This window comes from Arthrobacter sp. HMSC08H08 (genome assembly GCF_001807575.1).
Taxonomy (GTDB): Bacteria; Actinomycetota; Actinomycetes; order Actinomycetales; family Micrococcaceae; genus Pseudoglutamicibacter; species Pseudoglutamicibacter albus.
In genome coordinates this window covers 107,014-129,866 of sequence record NZ_KV789371.1, presented here as the reverse complement: position 1 = coordinate 129,866, position 22,853 = coordinate 107,014, and the positions used below count along the sequence as shown (strand labels likewise).

At 60.1% G+C, this 22,853-nt stretch carries 21 protein-coding genes, 1 tRNA gene and 1 riboswitch; of the genes, 8 read left to right on the top strand and 14 right to left on the bottom strand.

Features of this window, described 5'->3' with window-relative positions; translation table 11 throughout:
- Positions 1-13 precede the first annotated feature (13 nt).
- From HMPREF3175_RS00575 to HMPREF3175_RS00555, 5 genes are all read right to left on the bottom strand, one after another.
- Positions 14-952, bottom strand: a complete 939-nt coding sequence (locus HMPREF3175_RS00575) for a DUF4031 domain-containing protein (RefSeq protein ID WP_070490106.1) — start codon at positions 950-952, stop codon at positions 14-16.
- A gap of 75 nt (positions 953-1,027) precedes the next feature.
- Complete coding sequence (locus HMPREF3175_RS00570) at positions 1,028-1,318, bottom strand: WXG100 family type VII secretion target (protein WP_070490148.1); 291 nt, start codon at positions 1,316-1,318, stop codon at positions 1,028-1,030.
- 212 nt (positions 1,319-1,530) lie between these two features.
- Positions 1,531-3,156, bottom strand: coding sequence for a sensor histidine kinase (locus tag HMPREF3175_RS00565; RefSeq protein WP_338110373.1), 1,626 nt, complete (start codon positions 3,154-3,156; stop codon positions 1,531-1,533).
- 11 nt (positions 3,157-3,167) lie between these two features.
- Complete coding sequence (locus tag HMPREF3175_RS00560; protein ID WP_035754860.1) at positions 3,168-3,875, bottom strand: response regulator transcription factor; 708 nt, start codon at positions 3,873-3,875, stop codon at positions 3,168-3,170.
- Positions 3,876-4,016: 141 nt separating this feature from the next.
- On the bottom strand, positions 4,017-4,388 hold the full coding sequence (locus HMPREF3175_RS00555; RefSeq protein ID WP_035754862.1) for a hypothetical protein: 372 nt from the start codon (positions 4,386-4,388) through the stop codon (positions 4,017-4,019).
- Positions 4,389-4,486: 98 nt separating this feature from the next.
- Here HMPREF3175_RS00555 and HMPREF3175_RS00550 point away from each other — a divergent pair, with 98 nt between their 5' ends.
- Entirely contained in the window at positions 4,487-5,122 is a 636-nt protein-coding gene (locus HMPREF3175_RS00550; RefSeq protein WP_052048268.1) for a DUF3027 domain-containing protein, read from the top strand.
- A 133-nt stretch (positions 5,123-5,255) separates the two neighbouring features.
- Here the strand turns inward: HMPREF3175_RS00550 and serC are convergent, their stop codons facing one another.
- On the bottom strand, positions 5,256-6,341 hold the full coding sequence (gene serC / locus HMPREF3175_RS00545; protein WP_218078861.1) for a phosphoserine transaminase: 1,086 nt from the start codon (positions 6,339-6,341) through the stop codon (positions 5,256-5,258).
- A gap of 154 nt (positions 6,342-6,495) precedes the next feature.
- Entirely contained in the window at positions 6,496-6,858 is a 363-nt protein-coding gene (locus HMPREF3175_RS00540; protein WP_035754866.1) for a hypothetical protein, read from the bottom strand.
- A gap of 223 nt (positions 6,859-7,081) precedes the next feature.
- Here HMPREF3175_RS00540 and HMPREF3175_RS00535 point away from each other — a divergent pair, with 223 nt between their 5' ends.
- From HMPREF3175_RS00535 to HMPREF3175_RS00525, 3 genes are all read left to right on the top strand, one after another.
- On the top strand, positions 7,082-7,756 hold the full coding sequence (locus tag HMPREF3175_RS00535; protein WP_070490094.1) for a metal-dependent transcriptional regulator: 675 nt from the start codon (positions 7,082-7,084) through the stop codon (positions 7,754-7,756).
- Between the two features lie 304 nt (positions 7,757-8,060).
- Positions 8,061-9,113, top strand: a complete 1,053-nt coding sequence (locus HMPREF3175_RS00530; protein ID WP_176745099.1) for a M23 family metallopeptidase — start codon at positions 8,061-8,063, stop codon at positions 9,111-9,113.
- 127 nt (positions 9,114-9,240) lie between these two features.
- Positions 9,241-9,384: riboswitch (cyclic di-AMP (ydaO/yuaA leader) on the top strand.
- Positions 9,385-9,390: 6 nt separating this feature from the next.
- Positions 9,391-10,326: a C40 family peptidase gene (locus tag HMPREF3175_RS00525; RefSeq protein ID WP_070490090.1), complete on the top strand. Its 936-nt coding sequence runs from the start codon at positions 9,391-9,393 to the stop codon at positions 10,324-10,326.
- A gap of 170 nt (positions 10,327-10,496) precedes the next feature.
- On the opposite strand, the gene HMPREF3175_RS00520 is transcribed toward HMPREF3175_RS00525, so the two are convergent.
- Complete coding sequence (locus HMPREF3175_RS00520; protein ID WP_232219245.1) at positions 10,497-10,949, bottom strand: NUDIX hydrolase; 453 nt, start codon at positions 10,947-10,949, stop codon at positions 10,497-10,499.
- 32 nt (positions 10,950-10,981) lie between these two features.
- Between HMPREF3175_RS00520 and HMPREF3175_RS00515 the strand changes: the two genes are divergently transcribed.
- Positions 10,982-12,211: an ROK family transcriptional regulator gene (locus HMPREF3175_RS00515; RefSeq protein WP_070490088.1), complete on the top strand. Its 1,230-nt coding sequence runs from the start codon at positions 10,982-10,984 to the stop codon at positions 12,209-12,211.
- Between the two features lie 129 nt (positions 12,212-12,340).
- On the opposite strand, the gene HMPREF3175_RS00510 is transcribed toward HMPREF3175_RS00515, so the two are convergent.
- Positions 12,341-12,417 (bottom strand) — tRNA-Arg (locus HMPREF3175_RS00510).
- Positions 12,418-12,478: 61 nt separating this feature from the next.
- Positions 12,479-13,132 (bottom strand): hypothetical protein, encoded by a 654-nt coding sequence (locus tag HMPREF3175_RS00505; RefSeq protein WP_035754871.1) that lies wholly within the window; start codon positions 13,130-13,132, stop codon positions 12,479-12,481.
- A gap of 63 nt (positions 13,133-13,195) precedes the next feature.
- Here HMPREF3175_RS00505 and pcrA point away from each other — a divergent pair, with 63 nt between their 5' ends.
- From pcrA to sucD, 3 genes are all read left to right on the top strand, one after another.
- Positions 13,196-15,685, top strand: coding sequence for a DNA helicase PcrA (gene pcrA, locus HMPREF3175_RS00500; RefSeq protein WP_070490086.1), 2,490 nt, complete (start codon positions 13,196-13,198; stop codon positions 15,683-15,685).
- Between the two features lie 213 nt (positions 15,686-15,898).
- Positions 15,899-17,062, top strand: a complete 1,164-nt coding sequence (gene sucC, locus HMPREF3175_RS00495) for an ADP-forming succinate--CoA ligase subunit beta (protein ID WP_035754873.1) — start codon at positions 15,899-15,901, stop codon at positions 17,060-17,062.
- A 22-nt stretch (positions 17,063-17,084) separates the two neighbouring features.
- The gene (gene sucD / locus HMPREF3175_RS00490) at positions 17,085-17,984 is read left to right on the top strand and encodes a succinate--CoA ligase subunit alpha (RefSeq protein ID WP_070490084.1); all 900 of its coding nucleotides are present in this window, start codon (positions 17,085-17,087) and stop codon (positions 17,982-17,984) included.
- A 118-nt stretch (positions 17,985-18,102) separates the two neighbouring features.
- Here the strand turns inward: sucD and HMPREF3175_RS00485 are convergent, their stop codons facing one another.
- The 4 genes from HMPREF3175_RS00485 to HMPREF3175_RS00470 all read right to left on the bottom strand — a co-directional run bounded on the left by HMPREF3175_RS00485 (position 18,103) and on the right by HMPREF3175_RS00470 (position 22,623).
- Entirely contained in the window at positions 18,103-19,245 is a 1,143-nt protein-coding gene (locus HMPREF3175_RS00485) for a bifunctional 2-methylcitrate synthase/citrate synthase (protein ID WP_035754876.1), read from the bottom strand.
- Between the two features lie 57 nt (positions 19,246-19,302).
- A complete protein-coding gene (gene prpB / locus HMPREF3175_RS00480) occupies positions 19,303-20,214 on the bottom strand; it encodes a methylisocitrate lyase (RefSeq protein WP_070490082.1) in 912 nt (303 codons plus the stop codon).
- A gap of 2 nt (positions 20,215-20,216) precedes the next feature.
- Entirely contained in the window at positions 20,217-21,749 is a 1,533-nt protein-coding gene (locus HMPREF3175_RS00475; protein WP_070490080.1) for an MmgE/PrpD family protein, read from the bottom strand.
- A 157-nt stretch (positions 21,750-21,906) separates the two neighbouring features.
- Complete coding sequence (locus HMPREF3175_RS00470) at positions 21,907-22,623, bottom strand: GntR family transcriptional regulator (protein WP_035754882.1); 717 nt, start codon at positions 22,621-22,623, stop codon at positions 21,907-21,909.
- Between the last annotated feature and the right edge of the window lie 230 nt (positions 22,624-22,853).

The window sequence follows — 22,853 nt, the reverse complement described above, 5'->3', positions numbered from 1 at the left end:
GGTAGCGGTCTAGCTAATGATGGATGTTCAAGCGGGCCAGCTCTCCAGCGATATTAGACCTTGCTTTAGCTTCCCAGTTCTGTACCGCGAAATCCGTGATGTAGAGCTGCGGTGTTGCCAGCATTCCCTTCAAAATACGGGTTCGTCCCGCAACGAAATCCTCGTCAGGAACGTGCGCGTATTCGTTGCGGACATCCAAAACATAGCGCTGATAACCGGCGTGGGGGCGCGCCAGAACAGACAAATCCGCATCCAGCAACACGCTCACTCCTGCATCAACCTCGCCCCGCCCCTGAACTGCCTCCCGAGCGTAAGCGGCGTGATCAGCGGTTGCCAGGATCGCGCGATAAACACGGTGCACAACATCATGCTCCACGACACCCTGGAGCTGTTGAGCCGCTAATTCGGCTGATGCGTGTTCGTCCTCGCCAGGTTTGCCCTCGTAGACCGCGTCATGCCACCACGCGGCCAAACGCGCGGTACGCACGGCGGTTCGGCCACCGTGCATATCATCCATACCGGAAGATGTTGCGATCGTGTTGATGCTGGCGAGCACCTGATTCAAATGCCGCAGGTCGTGATAGCGGCGGTGCGGTTCCTTCCACCGCTCAAGCAACCCACGGCACAACCCTGCCTGCCCCGGCAAGAGGCGCTCGAATTCGCTCGCCAGGCGGGTTTCAATACGCTCGATGCGATCACGTGCTGGAACGCGCAAGCCTGAGTCACGCAACCTCCTAGTCAGCTCAGCAGCTGAGACTGGGACCGCGCCCAGTGCGATGAGGGAATCATAGACTCGCAGTGGGACGTCGTAATGGTCATGGTCGAAAGCCTGCTGAGGAAGACCCGCGCGCTGCGCAAACGCGTGAAGCTCCTCCAAAGACGTATCTGACACCACATGTGAAAAGTGGGTTCCGTGGGCCGGCCACACGGGAGGATCAATCAGAATCGTCATGCACCCCAGCCTAGAGGGCGCCGCCCGAGGTTGGCGGCACCACCGCGGCCGGGATACCTTCAGCGTGATGCAAGGCTACTGAGCGAACAAACTCATATTCGCCTGCTCAACCTGGTCATACTGTTCAGACGCACGCGTGAGAGCAACGGAAATCTGAGACAGTGACTCTTCAACGCGGGCCTGGGTGGCCCGCCACTGCGCAACGATGTTTTGAAAGTTAGCGGACGCCGAACCGCTCCACGTGCCCTGCAGTTCAGTGAGCGAAGCACGCATGCTATCGACCTCAGCACGTACACGTTCCGCGGTAGCCAAAACAGCTGCCGACTTCTGCCGCATGAGTCCAGTATCGGTTGCGAACATTGCCATGGTGAAAACCTCCACAAATCGGAATGGTGTTGATTCAGGTCCGTTCTTGGCCCTGGTCACCACGTTATGAAAACACCGACTCGACTCGGTCGCATCACCAAAAGATGTGGACAAGTACGGGAGTCTGAGCCCCTGTGAATAACGGGACGGCGCAGTTGGCGCTTCTGCAACCCTCACCCCGCTGCAACCCTCACACTACTGTTCCGAAGCTTCTAACTCTCTGGGGGAGGTGGCGGCATCAAGCGACCAGAAACCCCAGGCACGGCGTCGTTGCCGCTGTCATCCGGTCGGTCGCTGTCACCCAGGTTGCCGGTGTCACCCAGGTTGCCGCTGTCGTCGTCAGTGTCGTCATCGCTGTCGTCGTAGCTGTCTTCCATCTCTGAAAGCTCAATCCTCGGCAAGCGCAACTCGAGTGTGGCCCCACCACCGGGGGTATCAGTGATCACGACGCTGCCGTCGTGCTGCTTAGCGATCGCCGCAACAATCGCCAGACCCAAACCGGTGCCTCCGGTCTCACGGTCCCGGGACTCATCACCGCGATAGAACCGCTCAAAAATACGGTGAGCATCCTCCGGCTTAATACCTGGGCCATGATCCACGATCGCAAGAACCACGACGTCATGCCCCTCAACCACCGAACGGGAACCCACTGCAACCTCAATCGGGGAACCCTCCGGCGTATACCGCATCGCGTTCGTCATGAGGTTCACCAAAACCTGACGCAGCTTCGCCTCATCACCGCGCGTCGGCGCAGAAACAGGAGGCTCGCCATCGATCCCTACCAAACTGATGGTCCGATCAGGTGCGCTCACGCGGGCATCAGCCACCGCATCGTGCGCAAGAATCAGCAAATCTACTTCCTGCGATTCCAGCGGGCGTTCTTCATCCAGGCGAGCCAGCGTCAACAAGTCCTCAACCAACTGAGTCATCCGCTTAGCTTCAGACTCGACCCGGCCCATCGCCTGATCCAACGGCTCACCAACAGGGATGCCGCCGTGACGATACAGTTCCGAATAGCCGCGGATCGTCACCAACGGCGTTCGTAACTCGTGCGAGGCGTCCTGGATGAAGCGCCGCATCTTCTCCTCGGAAACCTGCTGTGCCTTGAACGCGGACTCAATCCGGGACAACATGACGTTCAAAGACTCCGAAAGGCTACCGACTTCGGTCTCCAGCGGGTACTTGGGCACACGCAATGACAAGTCACCGCCAGCGATCTTCGCGGCGGTCCGCTCAACATCGGACAACGGCTTGAAGGCCCGCGTTGTGATGACGTAGCCCACCAGCGACATCACCATGGTCGCGAGCGTGCCAGCAACCAAGATTGAGGCCGTCGCCTGCTCAACCGTGCGCACTGTATCCCGTAACGGCCACGCAATCACCATGGTGCCTGGACGGTCCGAACGCATCACGGCCTTGACACGCCAACCACGCGAGGTCGGGTCGGTGCCAGCCACCGTGAAAGGGCGCCGGTCATGCTCATGCACAACTTCAGCGGTGACCGAGGGGAGCGCTGGCTGATCCACCGTCCCGACACCCTTCGTCAGAACAGCCTCGCCGTTCTCGTCATACAGCTGACCAAAGAACGTCAACGCGTTCGGTGAAGTACCCGTCACCCGGTCCGAACCTGTACGTAACGCAACCTCGAGGCCCGTCTGCAGCTCACCTATGTTGGTTGCTAAGTCACGGTCCACCCGCTCCATCAACGCCGCTTGGGTTGTCTGCGCGGTGCCCCACGCCGTCACAGCGATGCCGGCCATCATGAGGCCAGCCATCATCGCAACGAGCTTAGACCGAAGCGAAATGCGGCGAAGAGTACGGCGAAACCAGTCCAGCAAAGAGGTAGAACCTATCGCTTTTCAGGGGTGCGCAACAAATAGCCGACACCCCGCTTGGTGTGAATCAGTGGCTCCCAATCATGCGGAGCATCCACCTTGCGGCGTAGATATGAAATATAGGATTCGACGATCGAGGCGTCACCGTTGAAGTCGTACTCCCATACGTGATCCAGAATCTGGGCTTTCGAAAGCACACGGTTCGGGTTCATCATGAGATAACGCAACAGCTTGAACTCGGTAGGGGAGAGGTCGATGGTCTCGCCACGGCGGCGAACCTCGTGCGCGTCATCATCAAGCTCAAGATCAGCCACCCTTAGGATCTCGTTCTCCATCTCAGGCTGGGTACGGCGCAACACGGCACGGATGCGGGCAACTACCTCATCCAGCGAGAACGGTTTGGTCACGTAGTCGTCACCACCGACCGTGAGCCCCGTGACTTTATCGCTCGTGTCATCACGCGCCGTCAAAAACACGACAGGGAAGTGCCGGCCTGTTTCACGTAGGCGACGCGTCACCTCGAAGCCATCAAGGTCAGGCAACATGACGTCCATGACCGCAAGGTCAGGTTCCTCGCGCTCTACCGCGGCGAGAGCCTCCTGGCCGGTGCCCGCCGCAACCACGTCAAAACCAGCGAAACGCAATGAGGTAGCAAGGAGCTCACGAATGTTTGGCTCGTCATCAACAACGAGCAACTTAGCTTCAGATGCGTTGGGTTTCATGGGCTTATTATGGCGCCGGAAGCTGGATGTTTGCTGAACGGTAGCAGGACGCCAGCCAGATGCTTGCTGGATGAAGAAGTGACCGCGTTAGGAATGCTGCAAGGAGTGAAGCGCGGCCGATGCTAGGGCGCTAGCGCATCGTTATTCTTCAGGATGTGAGTGCGCAACGCGGCGGTTCGCGCGGGAGCGTTCAACGGCACCCCACACAATCAGGATCATGACGCCAGCGAAAGCGGTAGGCAGGCCCCATAAACCAACCGCAGTGAAGTAACGGCCAAAGCCAAGACCTAAGAAGTAGTCGACCAAGATGCCGAGCAGAGCGAACAAGCTGACCACGCCGGCGATCGCCGTCATAACTAGGACGGCCGTCCACACTGGGCGGCTCGCTGTCTTCACATCGGCGGCTTGTTCGGGGGAATCCAGCGGTGCCTGAGCGTCCTCGGTGAATACTTCACCTGCGCCCTCGGCGGGGCTTTCGTGGCTAGAGTCTTGGCCAAAATTCTGCTGCGTCATCAGTGCAATGGTAGCGCTAAACGATGTCGTAGGCTTAAAAGTCAAGAACGTTGTGCACACGCGGCCATCCGGATCCCGTGTGACGCTAAGGAGGAAACGTGGCCCGTAAACCGAAACTCGATTCGGTGCTGGCGGAAGCCAAAACGCAGGCCCGCGACGCGTTGCTTGAACACGAGCCTGAAACGGTTGTGGGCGAACACCTGGAGGCGGTCGCGGAAGATTCCCGCGTGGTGACCCACTATTTTGAATGCACCCAGGACGGCTATGTGGGTTGGCGTTGGTACGTGACGTTGACCCGTCCACCCCGCGGGAAGACCCCCACCGTCAATGAGTCTGGCTTGGTTCCTGGCGACGGGGCTCTTTTGGCGCCGGATTGGGTTCCGTGGGAAGAACGGATGCGCGCGTATAAAGAGGAGCAAGCCGCTAAGCGGGAAGCCGAAGAGGCTGAAGAGCAAACGCGACACGGGGCTGAGGCCGATGAAGGCGCCAGCGAAACTGGAGACGACGCGGATGATGCTCCACGCCGCGCACACAGTGATGTGGCCGATGCGGAAGTTGAGGCAGAAGAAGACTCAGCTGCTGAAGACGCGACCGGCGATGCGGACGTTGAAGAAGACCTTACGGGCAAGGCAGCCGGTGGTGCTCCAGGGAACCGTGCGGCTCGTCGCGAAGCGTTGCAGCGTCGTCGCCGGCGCCGTCGCCGCCGTGGCCACCGGAGCAACAAGAAAAGCTAGGCACCAGGTTTTCGGTACCCGTGAACGGTAACGCGGGACACTGAACCAATAGCTGCAGTGTTAAACGTTGTTGGGACGAGGAAGATCCTCGCCCCAACAACGTTTAAATCCTAAAAAGGTTAGCTACCTCGGGTTAGCGGTTCTCCAGGATGAAGTCGATGGCTCGGGTGAGCTTACGGACATCCTCTGGCTCAACGTTGACGAACGTAGCGATACGCAGCTGGTTGCGTCCCAGCTTGCGGTACGGTTCCGTGTCAACAATGCCGTTGGCGCGCAGAGCCTTAGCGAGCCAGGCTGCGTCGACAGAATCATCGAAGTCGATGGTGCAGATCACCTGCGAACGGTCCTGAGCCCGTTCAACGAACGCGTTCGCGAGGCTGTGGGAATCAGCCCAGTCGTAGATGATCTGGCTTGACTCAGCGGTGCGGGCCGTAGCCCAATCCAAGCCGCCGTTCTCATTCATCCACTTCAGCTGAGCATCGAAAGACACCAACGTTGGAAGCGAAGGCGTGTTATAGGTCTGGTTCTTCGCCGAGTTATCCACGGCCGTCTTGAGGTTCAGGAACGCGGGAACCCAACGGCCAGACTCAGCGATCCGCTCCACACGATCGAGCGCGCGGGGCGACATGATCGCAACCCACAGGCCGCCATCGGAACCGAAGTTCTTCTGCAGCGAGAAGTAGTAGACGTCAGTTTCCTTGACATCCACCGGCAAGCCACCGGCCGCGGACGTGCCATCAACAAGCAGCAGCGCGTCCTCTGAGATCCCTGCCGGACGCTTCACTCCAGCCGCGGCACCAGTTGAGGTTTCGTTATGAGGCCACGCGTACACATCGGCGTCCGAGGCCTGAGCCTCCGGGACCGTACCGGGCTCCGACTCGATCACCTCAGAATCCTCCAGGAACGGCGCCGCCTGGGTAGCGGAAGCGAACTTGCCACCGAACTCCCCGAACACCAAATGCTGGGCCTTACGCTCAACCAAACCGAACACGGCGGCATCCCAAAACGCGGTAGCGCCACCGAGCCCCAACACCACCTGGTAGCCCTCAGGGATAGAGAAGAGCTGCGCGACACCCTCCTGGACCGACTTCACAAGGTTCTTCACCGGCGCCTGCCGGTGCGACGTCCCCAATAGGTCCTTATGATCAACAATGGCCTGAACCTGAGCATCACGCACCTTGGACGGGCCAGCGCCGAAACGGCCATCAACAGGAATCATGTCTGCAGGGATGCGGGGAAACTCGCTCACTCATACTCCTAGCTCGGGAACGTCAGTTTCGATTGGCAGCCGAAACCGTGTTCCTTCAGTCTCTCGCATCCCAGCTGGATTCCCCGGGTTCTGGTCAGCTTTATGACTCAGGCCGCTTCATGTCTCAGGCAGGTTGATCAGCGCCCGATGCGGTGTCCGGCTTGGTGACTTTATGTACAACAGCTAAAAGACCCCATAGCCCAGCGCTGAGGATTCCCAGGGTTGCAGTGGCCCAGTGAGGGACAGTCTCAGCGGCTGTGAGGACAAAACCAACCGCCAGCACCGAAAACACGGACGCGGCAACACCCACGGCAAAACCTCGTGTGGGGGAGTTGCGGGCAACCTCCGCTATGGCGAAGACTCCCGCCAACACTGCGCCGGCGGCGGCCGCCACGGCCACTAAAGGCAAGCCGTTCGCTCCAGTGAAAATGGAACCGAAAGCACAGCAGGCAGCGATGAAGATTTTCAGTCCGGTCGAATATTCCATCTCTTTCTCCACCTCCACACTGGGTTTAGTTCATTTAACGACATCGGAAACGAAAACGAAAGCACTGCTGGGAAGCGGAAACGGACTAGGGTTTAATACATGAGAGCCCCGCGGGGCCTGGTGGCGGGTTGGAGACGCTCACCATTGCCTGTGAGGTAACGCCACCACATGCGTGTGGGCAAACGCGTGTGGTGGGCTAATGCATAAGGAGCAGTTGCACGGCATGTCAGAACTCATCGATACAACAGAGATGTATCTGCGCACGGTTTTGGAACTTCAAGAAGAAGGCATCCCACCCATGCGTGCGCGCATCGCTGAACGTTTAGGCCACTCCGGCCCAACTGTGTCCCAAACCGTTGCCCGCATGGAACGCGACGGCCTCCTACTGCTGGACGAGCACCGGCATCTCACCTTCACCCCACTGGGCCGCGAACGCGCGATCTCCGTGATGCGTAAACACCGGCTCGCCGAACGGCTGTTAGCTGACGTGATCGGCCTTGACTGGGAATTCGTGCATGAAGAAGCGTGCCGTTGGGAGCACGTCATGAGTGACCGTGTGGAAGAACGCATCGCAGAAATCCTCGATGACCCATCCGTTTCCCCATACGGAATCCGCATCCCAGAAGCAACAGATCAAGGCGAGTCGCACATCCCAGGGACCAACCTGGAGAAAGCCGTCGCAGACTCCGGCACATATAAAGGGGAGGTCCTGGCGCTCGCCGAAACCCTCCAGGTTGACCCGGTCCTAATGGGGCAACTGCGTGACGGTGGCATCAAACCGCAGGCACGCATCAGCGCAGACACCAAAGAGGATTACATTGTGGTGCGCGTCGATGGCGTGGAAGGTGCTTTAGAGCTTCCACCGGAAGTTTCAGCACACATTTTCGTAGCACAGTAGCTTCACAGCTCGCTGCTATAACGGCCGGGTAACGTCACACTTAATACTTCGGGTGATACCGGTCTGCTGGTGGCGAAGCGCTTGCATAAGCGTGGTCTAAATCGGCGCAGGCTTCCCGCTTTGTTATCAAATTGTAACTTTTGCCGAAAATCGTTACGATGATGAGCCAGGGGGAAGTCCTAAATTCACCCCCGCAAACCTCCTCAAGGGAAAAGGTGAGTGCTGCATGCATCAGCAGGCCACGCTGACGCCGACCAGGCGCCGGGCGCGCCGCGCAGCGATACCGGTTAAAAAAGCGCCCATCATGAAATCAAACGAGGCGCGCCGCTTCACAGGCTCGTCCCGCTACGGGTTCACCCCAAAGGGAGCCGCGCTGGAAGCATTCGAAGCGCGCGCACTGCAAGCCATGTTCGACGCTGAGGCGGAAGCTCCGCGCCCCGTCCGCGCCATGGCAGTCACCCGGGTGCACAGCACCCCCGCGCGGAACAGCAGCACGCCAACGCGCGCTACTTCAGGCGCGCCAAAGCGCGTTACGCCAAGCACGCCAGAACGCGTCGCGCCTGGGCATCTCGCACGGCCCCGCGGCGCAGTACCTGCCGCATCGAACATCCGCGACTTTGAACCCCGCAGCGCACGCCGCTCTAAGAACGCACGCGCAGCCCGCAAGCTGAACGACTACAGCGGCGCAATCGGCAACATTCCGCAACGCGCCGCAGTGGCCGCAGCGTCCGCCGGCCTGGTCGCACTGTTGGTTATGCCAAACCACAGCGCACAGAAGAACAGTGAACTCAGCGTAGAGCGAACAGCGCAAACGCTTCCAAAGGTCGGTGACGTCACCGCACCGACCGTGCCGCAGACCTTCGCGCATGTACAGGCTCAGGCCGTGGCTCCGGAGACCCTGGCGGAAATCCTTGAAGCTGCCGGTGGTGCCAGCAACCTGACCACCGAACAGCGGCAGGGACTCTTGTCCCACCCTGTCAACCCAGTCCGCATCACGTCGCCATTCGGTAACCGCCCGGACCCATGGGGTAGCGGGCGCATCGTTGGCCACGTAGGTCAGGACTATGCGACCAGCTGCGGCCAGCCGGTATATGCAACCGGACCGGGAACCGTGGTTCAGGCTGAATCCGCAGGCCACTCTGGCATGCGCGTAACGATTGATCACGGTTACGGCCTTGAAACGGCGTACAGCCACAACACTTCCTTCAAGGTGAAGGTAGGCGACAAGGTGGATACCGGCGATGTGATCGCATTGGCCGGCAGCACAGGCAACTCAACGGCTTGTCACGTGCACTACGAAGTCATTGTCGACGGAGAATTCACTAACCCAGCCAGCTGGGTTGGCAGGCCAGAATAGGGCTCTTGTAGCCCTGTGATCACAAACCCGTGATCAAAATGTGACAATTCAATAACGATGCAGTATTGTTATGAAAGTCGGGTAGAGACATCGACTCGACAACAGCTCGGAGCCGAACACTGCCCCGGGCTTAAACAAACCGAACACTCATAGGCAGTGGCGGGGGAACCAAACTTTGGGGCTAAGACGCTCCTAGGGGTAAAGCGGGAAACCGCCGAGAGACTCCCTCTCGAACCCGACAGCTCACTCCGCAGGCACAGGGAGAGGTAATTTAGAAGTGACCAAGCGTATTGACAAGGGACGCCACCGCGCGGCCGTATCCGCTAGCTCATTCGAGGTTCTTAGCCGTGCAGTTGCGTCCAACGCAGGTGCAATGGGTCGCCAGGCAGCAGTCGTTGCTGCAGCGAGCGGTCTCGTTGTAACCCTCGGCGTAACCGGCGCGAACGCCAGCAAGCAGGACGAAGCAGCAGCGACCCCTGAAGCGAACAAGACCCTCAACATCGAGCGCACCTCGGCTGTCAAGCCAGCTGACGTCGCTGCGGTCAAGGCTCAGGGCAAGTCTGCTCCAGTCGCAACTGTCAAGGTAAAGGCAACCCCAGCCCCAGTTGTTGAGGAAGAAGCCCCAAGCACCGAAGAGACTCAGTCCTCGGCTAGCCAGGCCAACAACACTCAGGGTTCGGCAAACCAGTCCCGTAACAGCCAGGCTGCATCCAACCAGTCCTCGGCATCCCAGACTCGCGACGAGAACGGCCTGACTGAAGCTGACTACGCGGCACAGACCACCGCCAACGGCAGCACCGCAGCTCCAGCCGCACCGGCTCCTGCGCCTAAGGCCACCAAGGCAGACGACTCGACCCCGAAGCCTTCCTCCGGCATCGCAGCAACCGCACTGTCCTACCAGGGTGCGCCATACGTTTGGGGCGGCAACACCCCAGCTGGCTGGGACTGCTCCGGCTTTGTCCGCTACGTCTACGCACAGCACGGCATCAACCTGCAGGGCCGCTCGACCCACGCGATGCTCGCATCCGGTCAGCTCAAGCGCGTATCCAATCCGCAGCCGGGCGACCTCGTATTCCAGAACGGCAACAACCACGTTGCTATCTACATCGGTAACGGCAAGGTCATCGGCGCCCAGAACCCTAAGGTTGGCACCGTGATTCGCCCAGCTAACTCGCCATACGGCCCACTCAGCGGCTACTACCGCGTAGGCTAAGAGGCTCAAGCTGAACGGCCCACGAAGCTATAACAGCGAAGGCCGTAACAATACCTAAACGAGAAGGGGCGGAACCTGAAAAAGGTTCTGTCCCTTCCGGCGTTTAAACCAAAAATCTAGGCGCTGCCCTCAACCGACGTTCACGTGCATAGAACTTGGCGACCTCGTGCCTAGCTGTTAACAATCCGTGGAAGAACATGCTCACGCAAAAGAGGAGCAATGCTCATATCTTCAAGCGCTTCGGCCGGATCCCGCCACGCGATCTCCGCGAGCTCCGCATCCGCACACACCGAGCCATCGACATCTTCGACATAATCAACATCAAACAAATAAGCTATCAATGGAGTATTTGCTTCATTCGCGGCCCAGCCTTGCCACACACCCCGGTGTGTAAACCTAGACTGGGGGAGGAACAAGCCGATCTCTTCGCTCAGCTCCCTAACTGCAGCCTCAACAGGTTGCTCGCCGGGTTCAGGCTTACCGCCAGGCTGCATCCACTTAGACGTACCCTTTTTACGAACTAAAAGGATCCGCCCGGACGTGTCAAGTACCCGGACGGCTGAAACAGTGATTGGCTTGTTAATAGAATCTTGATGTGTCGATGTCATATGAGTCGATGCCATGGCCACACGGGCATGAAGGAGAATGGTTTCTAATGAGTCCAGCGAACGGTCAGAGCCGCATTGCGGACTTTAACCAGGCTATGGTCCTAGCCGCCATCCGCGCTACCGACGAAGGTGTGTCGCGGGTAGAACTCGCAGAAAGCACAGGCTTATCCGCGCAAACCATCTCCAACGTGGTGCGCCGGCTCATCAATGACGGCTGGGCCCAAGAATCCGGCCGTGTGATCCACGGCCCGGGCAAGCCCCGCACCAAGCTACAGCTCGTACCGGACCGGTGCATCGCCGTCGGGATCCACGTAGATTTCTCCGCAGTCGAGTTGGTGCTCATCAACCTCCATGGTGAGGTCCTCACACAGCGCCGGGACCCTTTCGGGGAGAACTGGGCTTCCGTGGACGTGCAGGTGGCTGAAGTACAGCAGCACATTGCCGAAATGCTGGAGGCAACCGGCTTCGGGATGGACAAGCTACTCGGCGTGGGAATCGCATCCTCCGGTTACATCAACACAGAGACCGGCGTGATGTACCACCCGTACATCTGGGACGACGGTTACGCGATCGTTGAACCCCTCAAAGATGCACTCAACTGCCCGGTCTACCTCGTCCGAGACATGGTTGCTGCGACCGTAGCGGAGCGTTGGGTGGGGATCGGACGTACAGATTCGCACTTCATGACCGTCTATGTTGGTGCAGGGCTCGGCGCCGGGTTCGTCTCTGACCACCACGTGGTGGTGGGGCACCGCGGAAACGCCGGGGACTTCACCCACCTGGAAGTCCCATACACCCAAGAAGAGACCTGCCCTAAATGTGGGGCCAACAACTGCCTCTACATCAACCTTGAACCCCCAGCATTGAAGCGGCTGTTCGCATCTGAAGGTGCCGAGCTGCCAGAGTTGGAAGGGACCCCGCCGTATGCGGAAGCAGAGGTTCTGTTGGCGCAGATCACTGACGCCTCGAACGACTCGGAAGCCGTGAAACGTGTACGGGAGCACCTTTCAACGCTGATCGGCGACTGCGTTGGCAAGATTGTAGGCCTGCTCGATCAAGACAAAGTGGTTGTTTCCGGGCCGCTGTGGGAACACGTCCGCAAAGACTACGGGGAAGGCGTAGCCGAACAAGTCCGCTCCCGTGCCGAAGGCGTAGTCGGGGCGCCGGTTGAGGTTGTGCCGACCGAGCTCGGCCCAGGGATCGCCCCACTAGGTGCTGCTTGTGTAGTGCTCGATGCGGGACTCATGCCACGCTGCACGTTCACCGCAAAACGGTAAACAGGCAAACGCGCTGAGCGGTGCAAGCGGTTGCGGAATCGGTCGCGCCAACAGTCGCGCCACTTGTCAGTGCCGTCGGATGTCAGTGCCGCGACTCTTAGTGCCGCAACGCTTAGTGCTGCGACTATTTGGTGCCCCTGGCGGGATTCGAACCCACGGCCTTCCCTTTAGGAGAGGGACGCTCTATCCATCTGAGCTACAGAGGCTTACGTGTTCGTACGCATCGTGATGCACGGAAGCGACAACACGCCTTGTTCATTCTAGCGCCTACTGCGCGCCATCATAGTTCGGGTCATTCCAGCGTTTACGGAACTCGGTGATAAACCACACCACCGGCAGCACGATGACGCAGACGGTGATGACAGCTAACAGTACCCAACGGATGAGGCCGATCACGGCGGTCGCGGTCACCAGTGTGGACCCTGTTGCTGAGAGCATTTCGTCGATCATGATGTGGCTTGCGATGCTGACCGGGATGAATGCGAGGCACGCCCAGATCAGTGTCTGCTTGATGGCTTTGTTCGCAGGCCCCACGAGTGCCGCTACGGCGGCGCCTGCAGCAGCTACGAAAACAGTGAACAGCGTGCCCGCTGCCATGTGTGCGCCCGAGAGCAGCACATGGTGGTCCTTGTTCATCGCAGAACGGATGCCATCCACGGTTGCCGTATCAAACCAGAACAAATGATCAGGCAGGACCGTTCCAACAGCCTGATGCAGTTGAGGCAAGGTGTTCCCGTGGAAATACCACGTCAGTACGGCGGCGGCCACGACGAGCGCGATCACAAACGAACGCGGGCTCATGTTATTGCGTGTGTCGTTGGGATCAGCGCCATGAGGGCTGTGGTTCGCGGCAGAACGCTGGGGCGCAGGGGCATTCTTACGGGCAGGGGAATGGCTCGGGCGACGACGTTTACGGGACATGCTTTCTATTATGGGCGACGCCGCGGGCGAAGGCTCAGTCCGCATCATTAGACTAGAAGCGCTATGGATGCCCTCTTCGATCCTTTCGGTTCCTCCCACGCCACCCGTTCCGCGCAACAGCCCGCGCAACGCGTATCGCCTGATGCGCTCGTGGACGGCCTGAATCCGCAACAAAAAGCCGCGGTCCTCCACCGGGGTGCGCCGCTGCTGATCGTGGCGGGCGCCGGCTCCGGGAAGACGCGCGTGCTGACTCACCGCATCGCGCACCTTCTCGCTACAGGTGAGGCACGCCCCGGTGAGATCCTCGCGATCACATTCACCAACAAGGCTGCAGCGGAGATGAGGGAGCGCGTCGGGCAGATCGTGGGGGAGCGGGCACAGAACATGTGGATCTCCACATTCCACTCCACAGCGGTGCGCATCCTGCGTAGGGAAGCCAAAGCGTTGGGCATGAAGTCCAGCTTCAGCATCTATGACGCCCAGGATTCACTGCGACTAATCACGATGATCGCTAAAGGCCTGGAGCTGGACCCTAAACGGTTCGCGCCGAAGGCTCTACAGAACAAGATTTCCGCACTCAAGAACGAGCTCGTGGATCCAGAGGATTACGCGGGCATGATCCAGCAGAACAACCCGTTCGAAAAAGCGGTCTCCCAGGTTTATACCGAATACGCAGCGCGCCTCAAACAAGCCAACGCATTCGATTTCGATGACCTGCTGACACAACTGGTGTACCTGATGCGGGCGTTCCCCGAGATCCGTGATTCCTACCGCCGCCGGTTCCGCCACATCCTGGTCGATGAGTATCAGGACACCAACCACGCCCAGTACGCGTTCATCCGCGAACTTACCGCGGGCGAGTCCCCAGTTGAGGGCGCTGAACTGACCGTTGTGGGCGATACCGACCAGTCGATCTATGCGTTCCGCGGCGCCGACATCCGTAACATCCGGGACTTCGAAGAAGACTTCCCCGATGCGGTGACCATCAAACTGGAACAGAACTACCGCTCAACCCAGAACATCCTGGGTGCTGCGAACGCCGTGATCTCCCACAATTCACAACGGCAAGATAAATCCTTGTGGACCGCGTTGGGTGACGGCGAGAAAATCGTCGGCTACGTCGCCGAATCCGAACAAGCAGAGGCGAAGTTCATTGCCGATGAGATCCTGCGGCTCTCCGACGAAGACGGCATCCGCCCCGGCGACGTCGCGATCTTCTACCGCACCAACGCCCAATCCCGTTCGATCGAAGAACAACTCATGCGGGTAGACATCCGCTACACCGTAGTAGGCGGCACACGCTTCTATGACCGCAAAGAGATCCGCGACGCGATCGCCTACCTCCGGGTTCTGGTCAACACCGCAGACGACATATCGCTACGCCGCATCCTCAACGAACCGAAACGAGGAATCGGGGACCGCGCCGAAGGCGCTGTAGCGGCGCTCGCCGAACGCGACCGCATCCCATTCTGGGAGGCGCTCTTGCGGGCCGATGAAGCACCCGGGATAGCGACCCGCTCACTCAACCAGGTACGTGCCTTCACCGAGATGATGCAGCAACTCATCACCGTCGCGGAAGGCTCCGGCCCCACCGCCGCCCTCGAAGCGGTACTCGAACAGACCGGCTACCTGCACACCCTGCGGACCTCATACGACCCGCAAGATGAATCCCGCGTAGAAAACCTCGCAGAACTCGTCGCCGTAGTGAGGGACTTCGAAAAGGAACACCCAGAAGACGGCCTCGCAGAGTTCCTCGAACAGGTCTCCCTGGTAGCCGACGCCGACTCGATCCCGGATCAACCCGACGACTCCGAAGGGGCCGCGCTCGCCGCCGCGGAAGGCCAGGTCACCCTCATGACCCTGCACACCGCGAAAGGCCTCGAATTCCCGGTTGTGTTCCTCACTGGGATGGAACACGGGATCTTCCCGCATCAGCGCTCCCTCACAGACCCCAAAGAGCTCGAAGAAGAACGCCGGCTCGCATACGTCGGCATCACCCGAGCCCGCCAGCGGCTCTATGTTACGCGCGCCGAATACCGTTCGATGTGGGGCCAAGCCCAATACAATCCGGCCAGCCAATTCCTCGAAGAAATCCCTGACGAACTCCTCGACTGGCAACGCGAAGGCACGACCCGCACGCCCGTCGGCGGAACCGGCTTCGCAACCAGCCGCTACAGCAACCGTTGGGGCTCCGACACCGCAAGCTGGGCAGTGCCAGGAGCCGGCCGCAACCGCGGCCGCATGAGTGGGGACCCAGAACCACACACCCTACGTACAGGCCCAGTATCAAACGGAAAACAAGCCGCGGCAGGCCCACCCGTGACCAACTCCGGGCGGCCATACGAGCCGCGGGCCGCATCGGGCGCAAACCCCTCCGGCGACGGCGAAATCCTCGAACTCACGCCAGGCGAGAAGGTCATCCACGCGACCTTCGGAAACGGCACGGTCAAAGCCGTTGCGGGGCAAGGCCCTAAGACCGTGGCGACCGTAGTGTTCGACACCGCAGGAGAGAAACGACTCCTGCTGCGCTACGCGCCACTGAGCAAAGCCTAAGCCCGCGAAAACACCCTATTGTGAGGCGCATCACCACCGGGCTGAACAAGGCGGCCGGCACGCGGTATCCTGAAGAGTGGTGGCGCACGCCGTAGCGCCAAGCAAGGCCACGCCGGCCTTGCACCATCGGCATAAGAATCTAACAAGATCACGGATCCTGAGGTTCTGTGTGCCGATGCCGAAACACACTTCTTATAGGAAGAGGACAACACCGTGGACCTGTTTGAATACCAGGCGCGCGACCTGTTCGAAAAGCACGGCGTACCCGTGCTCGCCGGTACAGTCGCGACCACCCCTGAGGAAGCCAAGGCCGCAGCCGAAAAGATGGGCGGCGTCACCGTCGTCAAGGCTCAGGTCAAGGTGGGTGGCCGAGGTAAGGCTGGCGGCGTCAAGGTCGCAAAGAACGCCGACGAAGCCTACGAGCACGCCAAGGCAATCCTGGGCATGGACATCAAGGGTCACACCGTCCACCGCGTCATGATCGCCCAGGGCGCGAACATCGCCTCCGAATACTACTTCTCGATCCTCCTGGACCGCGCAAACCGCAACTACCTGGCAATGTGCTCGGTTGAGGGCGGCATGGAAATTGAGCAGCTCGCAGTAGAGCGCCCAGAAGCCCTCGCTAAGGTTCCAGTCGACCCAACCAAGGGCATCGACGAAGCCAAGGCACAGGAGATCGTTGAGAAGGCCAACTTCGACGCTGAAACCGCCGCCAAGGTCGTTCCAGTCATCCAGAAGCTCTGGGACGTCTTCGTGAAGGAAGACGCAACCCTCGTTGAGGTCAACCCGCTCGTATCCGACGCTGACGGCAACGTTCTCGCACTCGACGGCAAGGTCTCCCTCGACGACAACGCAGAGTTCCGCCAGCCAGAACACGCAGACCTCGTCGACGAGAAGGCTGAAGACCCACTCGAAGCGAAAGCCAAGGAACTCGGCCTGAACTACGTCAAGCTCGACGGCCAGGTAGGCATCATCGGTAACGGTGCCGGCCTCGTCATGTCCACCCTCGACGTCGTCGCCTACGCAGGCGAGAACCACGGCGGCATGAAACCAGCTAACTTCCTCGACATCGGTGGCGGCGCCTCCGCAGAGGTCATGGCTAACGGCCTCGACGTGATCCTCAACGACGAACAGGTCAAGTCCGTGTTCGTCAACGTCTTCGGCGGCATCACCGCGTGCGACGCTGTAGCATCCGGCATCGTGAAGGCCCTCGAAATCCTGGGCGACAAGGCAACCAAGCCACTGGTTGTCCGCCTGGACGGAAACAACGTTGAAGAAGGCCGCCGCATCTTGTCGGAGGCTAACCACCCGCTCGTGACCATGGCCACGGGCATGGACGAAGGCGCCGACAAGGCAGCCGAGCTGGCCAACGCCTGAGAAAAGGGAACTGAGAAAACTCATGTCGATCTTCATTAACAAGGACTCCAAGGTCATCGTCCAGGGCATCACCGGCTCCGAGGGCGCAAAGCACACCGCACGCATGCTCGCCGCAGGCACCAACATCGTCGGCGGTGTCAACGCGCGCAAGGCCGGCCAGGTCGTGACCCACGGTGACAAGGAAATCACCGTCTACGGCACCGTCAAGGAAGCAATGGAAGAGACCGGCGCGAACGTCTCCATCGCGTTCGTCCCACCGGCATTCTGCAAGGACGCAGCCGAGGAAGCCATCGAGGCTGAAATCGGTCTGCTGGTTGTCATCACCGAGGGCATCCCGGTACAGGACTCCGCAGAGTTCTACAACCTCTCCCTGACCAAGCTGGGCGAAGACGGTAAGCCGAAGACCCGCATCATCGGCCCTAACTGCCCAGGCATCATCACCCCAGGCGAATCGCTCGTGGGCATCACCCCGGCTAACATCACCGGCGCAGGCGGTGTTGGCCTGGTATCGAAGTCCGGTACCCTCACCTACCAGATGATGTACGAGCTGCGTGACCTCGGCTTCACCACCGCAATCGGTATCGGTGGCGACCCAGTCATCGGCACCACCCACATCGACGCCCTCGAAGCGTTCGAGAACGACCCAGACACCAAGGCGATCGTCATGATCGGTGAAATCGGTGGTGACGCTGAAGAGCGCGCTGCAGAGTTCATCAAGGAGAACGTGACCAAGCCAGTTGTCGGCTACGTCGCAGGCTTCACCGCCCCAGAGGGTAAGACGATGGGCCACGCAGGCGCGATCGTTTCCGGCTCCTCCGGCACCGCGCAGGCCAAGAAGGAAGCCCTCGAAGCCGCCGGCGTCAAGGTCGGCAAGACCCCATCCGAGGCAGCACGCCTGCTCCGCGAGGTCTACCCAGGCTAAGGACGTGTTCTGAGCGCAGCGTGCACGCGCTGACACTCAAACCCTCCACATAAACCTGTTGGTCCCGCACACTTTCTGAGTGTGCGGGACCAACGGGTTTAACGGGGTGCTGGCTTAACTAGCCTTCGATGTGGCGTTCTGCTGGGCCGTCGTATGCGGACAGCGGGCGGATCAGCGCGTTGTTGGCGCGCTGTTCCATGATGTGCGCTGTCCAGCCCATGATGCGGGAGCACACGAAGATCGGGGTGAACATCGGGATGTCGAAACCCATGAGCCAATAGGTTGGGCCCGCCGGGTAGTCGAGGTTCGGTTTGATGCCCTTCGCCTCATCCATCGACTTCTCCAACCCGCGATACAAGCCGAGCAGCTCGTGGCGGTCATAGTAATCCAGCATGCGGAACAACGCATCCTGCATGGTCGGCACACGCGAGTCGCCGTTCTTATAGACCCGGTGGCCAAAGCCCATGATTTTCTTCTTCTGAGCCAGCGCATCATCCATCCACGCTTTAGCGCGGGCCTCGGCGTCCTCAGCCGACTCATCGGCCCTGATCCCAAGCTCCTCGAACGTGTGCATCACGGCCTCGTTCGCGCCACCGTGCAACGGGCCCTTGAGCGCGCCGATCGCGCCACCGACAGCCGAATGCAGATCAGACAACGTGGACGTGATCACGCGCGCGGTGAACGTGGAGGCGTTGAACGAATGCTCCGCATACAAGATCATCGAGACACGGAACGCATCCACAACCTCCTCAGCGGCTTCCTCACCGAAGGCCATCCACAGGAAGTTCTGCGAATAATCGAGGTCCTCACGCGGTTCCACAAGCTCAAGCCCGCGACGGCGGCGCTGGTCATAACAAACCACCGCAGGCATCAGCGCGAACAACTCTTGCGCTTTACGCAACTCAGCTTCAGGCGAGTTGTCCTCACCGTCTGGATGCGACGCACCGATCACAGCGGCGGCGGCGTGGCACACATCCATCGGGTGGCACGTGGTCGGCAACTCATCGATCACGCGCTTGAGCTGTTCACTCAGCGCGCGGCCGGAACGCTCACGGCGCGTGAATTCCGCGAGCTGCTCTTCGCTTGGCAACTCACCGTTCCACAGCAACAGTGCGACCTGTTCAACGGAGCATTTCGCGGCCAGCTCCTGGACCGGGTAGCCGCGGTAGAGCAGCGAGTTCGTTTCTGCATTGACCTTGGAAATCGCGGTGGTGTCTGCGACAACGCCGGCAAGGCCCTTATAAATAGTTTGCTCAGTCATGACGCCTCCTTTAAGGCTTGGTTCGATGCCGGAAACGGCACCGATGGTGGGTCAGCTTTAGGCCAGCGGCTTGCCGGGGACTTCGAAATTGAACACGCCAGTGTCGAACTGGTTGTAACCGTTGTAGTCAACAAGCTCATACAACCGAGCGCGTGTAAGCATGTTGTCAACCTCTGATTCCTGGGTGCCTTGGGTACGGATCGCGGTGAGCACGCGTTCGATGGCGCCCATCGCTTGCCTCTGCAGCGTCACCGGATAGATGATCATGGACACGCCCGCGTCCTGAAGCTGCTGCTTGGTGAACAGCTGGGACTTACCGAATTCGGTCATGTTCGCAAGCACCGGAACGTCAAGGTTGGAAGCCATTGCCTCGAACTCAGCGAGGTCCGCCATCGCTTCAGGGAAGATCGCGTCAGCACCAGCATCAGCGAGCTTCTGAGCGCGCTCCAGGGCCGCATCGAAACCGTCTACGCCGCGGATGTCGGTGCGCGCCATGATCACAAAGTTGCTGTCCCGGCGGGCCCCGACCGCGGCACGGATCCGCTTGACTGCGGTCTCCTCATCGACCACGTTCTTCCCATCGAGGTGACCGCAACGCTTCGGGTTGAACTGGTCCTCGATGTGGCAACCAGCCAAGCCTGCGTTCTCAAGCTCCTGGATGGTGCGGGCCACGTTCATCGGTTCACCGAAACCGGTGTCAGCATCAACCAGGCACGGCAGGTCCGTGGTTCGAGCGATCTGGCCTGCACGGGTCGCAACCTCAGTCAGGGTAGTGAGCCCAATATCCGGCAGCCCGAGCTCGTTAGCGAGCACCCCACCAGAAATATAGACGCCCTCGAAACCCTGCTCCTGGATGAGCTTGGTAGACAACGGGGTGAACGCGCCCGGGAACTGAGCCACCTCATCGGCCGCTAGCGCCTCACGGAACGCAACACGCTTTTCTTCGGCAGTGACGTTGGAATACAGCATTCTTAGAACACACCCTTCTGCGCTTCTTCAAGGTCAACGCTGGCCTCGATGTTGAGCTGATCCAGCTCGCCCACACCGAGTTCAGGCAAACGCTGAACCGCATCCAGGAAACGCTCGATCTCCTCCGGAGCGACCTTGCCTTCAGCCAGTGTGCGGAACTTGTTGATGTACTGCTCGCGAGCGAACGGACGAGCACCCAACGGATGAGCGTCAGCAACAGCGATCTCGTCAGTGATGACCGTGCCGTCCTTCAGGGTGATCTCAACCGAGCCGCCAAACGCCTTCTCCTCCAGATCCAGCGAGTGATAGCGGCGAGTCCATTCAGGGTCTTCTTCGGTGGTGACCTTGTGCCACAGCTCCACGGTGTCCGGGCGCTGAGCGCGCTCCGGTGCGTAGGAATCCACGTGATGCCACGCACCATCCTGCAACGCGACCGTGAAAATGTATGGGATCGAGTGGTCCAGGGTCTCCCGGGATGCCTTCGGATCGTACTTCTGCGGGTCATTCGCGCCCGAGCCGATCACGTAGTGGGTATGGTGCGAGGTCTTGATCAGAACCGACTCGACGTTAGCTGGGTCGGTGGCCTCAGGGTGTTCCTTGTTGAGCTTGCGCGCCAAATCGATCCACGCCTGCGCCTGGTATTCAGCGGAGTGTTCCTTGGTGTATGTGTCCAGTATGGCTCGCTTGGCTTCACCTGCCGCTGGAAGCGGGACGGTGTATTCGGCCTCCGGGCCGGAAAGTAGCCACGCGATCACGCCATCTTCGCCCTCATAGATCGGGACAGGGGAGGTCTGGCCGCGCATCGCACGATCCACCGCCTCAACCGCCATCTTGCCCGCGAACGCTGGCGCGTGGGCCTTCCATGTTGAAATCTCACCCTTACGGGACTGGCGGGTCTGCGTGGTGGTGTGCAGAGCCTGGCCGATCGCCTGGAAGATCGTCTCGGCATCCAAGCCGAGCAAAGTACCGATGCCGGCAGCGGATGCCGGGCCGACGTGGGCGATGTGGTCGATCTTGTGCTCATGCAAGCAGATTCCCTTGACGAGGTTCACGTGGACTTCGTAGCCGGTCGCGATGCCGCGGATGAGATCCTTACCGCTTGCCCCGGTGTGCTGGGCTACCGCGAGGATCGGCGGGATGTTGTCACCCGGGTGGGAATATTCGGCGGCGAGGAACGTGTCGTGGTAGTCGAGTTCACGCACGGCCACGCCGTTAGCCCACGCCGCCCATTCAGGGGAGACGGCGGCGTTGTCTTCTGGCGCACCGAAGATGAGCGCGCCCTTGTCCGTGCAGCCGCCGTCCGGGGTCACGCGGTGGGTGAGGGCCTGCCCGCGCGCCGAGACGATCGGGCCGCGGTTCAGCGACGCGATAGCTACGGAGGCGTTGTCGATGATCCGGTTGATGATCATCTCGGTGACCTCGTCATCGACCTCGACCGGGTCAGTTGCAACGAGCGCGAGCTTATAAGCCAGCTGCTCTTCGTGCGGCAGGTGCTCTGCCGATGGGTAGGTTCGTACCGTGTGGTTGACAGTCACGTTGTGCCTTCCTTCTGGGCGGTCGTGGCCGCGTGGTTGGGTTCTCAGTTCTACGTTCGATATTCAGTTCTGCTGCGTGGCTTACTCTGGATCGCGCCGCTTACGCTGAGGCGCGGTGCTTATGATGCTGCCCGGTGTTCACGATGCGGCGAGGTGCTTATGATGCTGCACTGAGGTGCCGTTTTTCTTCGGCTTGATGGGTTAGCTCTTTGGATGCCAACGCGTTCTTGAGCGCATTGGATAGGTGGACGCGCGTGGTTGCGATCGCTAGTTGTGGTGAGCCGGACGCGATGGCCTCTGAGATGGCTCGGTGTTCGTTCGCGGCTGCGATGAGGCGATCGGGATTCGATGTGGATAGCCTGCGGACCCGGGCGAGCCGCAAGCGCACGCTTGCCTGGGCTTGAGTTAGATAAGGGTTGTCGGCCGCGTGGTCGATCGCGGCATCCAGCTGGTCGATGAGCTCGTAATAGCCCGGGTGGGCGGTATGCTCAGCGCTGAGCTTTTGCGCGGTGTCAGCGAAGCTCTGCGCCAGCTCCGTGAACGTTGCAGCACTAACACCCGCCGCCGTGTTCGCGCGTTGCGCGGCGTTGACGTGCTCTGCTGCGAGGGCAGCTGCTCGGGTGTCAAGCACGTCGCGTAGGTCATAGAGCTTGCGTACGTCATCTTCTGAGATGTGTGAGACGGCGAATCCGCGCCCGCCAGCGGGTTCCGCTAGGCCGTCTGCTACGAGGCGGGAGATCGCCTCGCGAACCGGTGTGCGGGATATACCGAGGCGCTCCGAGAGATCGACCTCGCCGAGGACTGCGCCTGGCCGTAGCCGCCATTGGGTGATGTCAGCGCGTAGTTTTCGGTAGGCGCGTTCGCTGGCTCGCATCGCGTCTCCCTTCCATTGAGAGTCCCGGTTCCAGTGAGTGTCCCGGCAGAGCGCTCCTGAGCGCCCCATGCTCGATTGTATACACAACTAAATGCTTGATGCGAGGAATCAAAGAAATCTCCTGGATTTTCAGATTTATGTATACATAACTATTGATTTGCTTCACTCCGAGGGCTAGCGTGTGATTCACGCCACAGCCTGTGAGGTTGATCTTCGCGGGGTCTGTGACA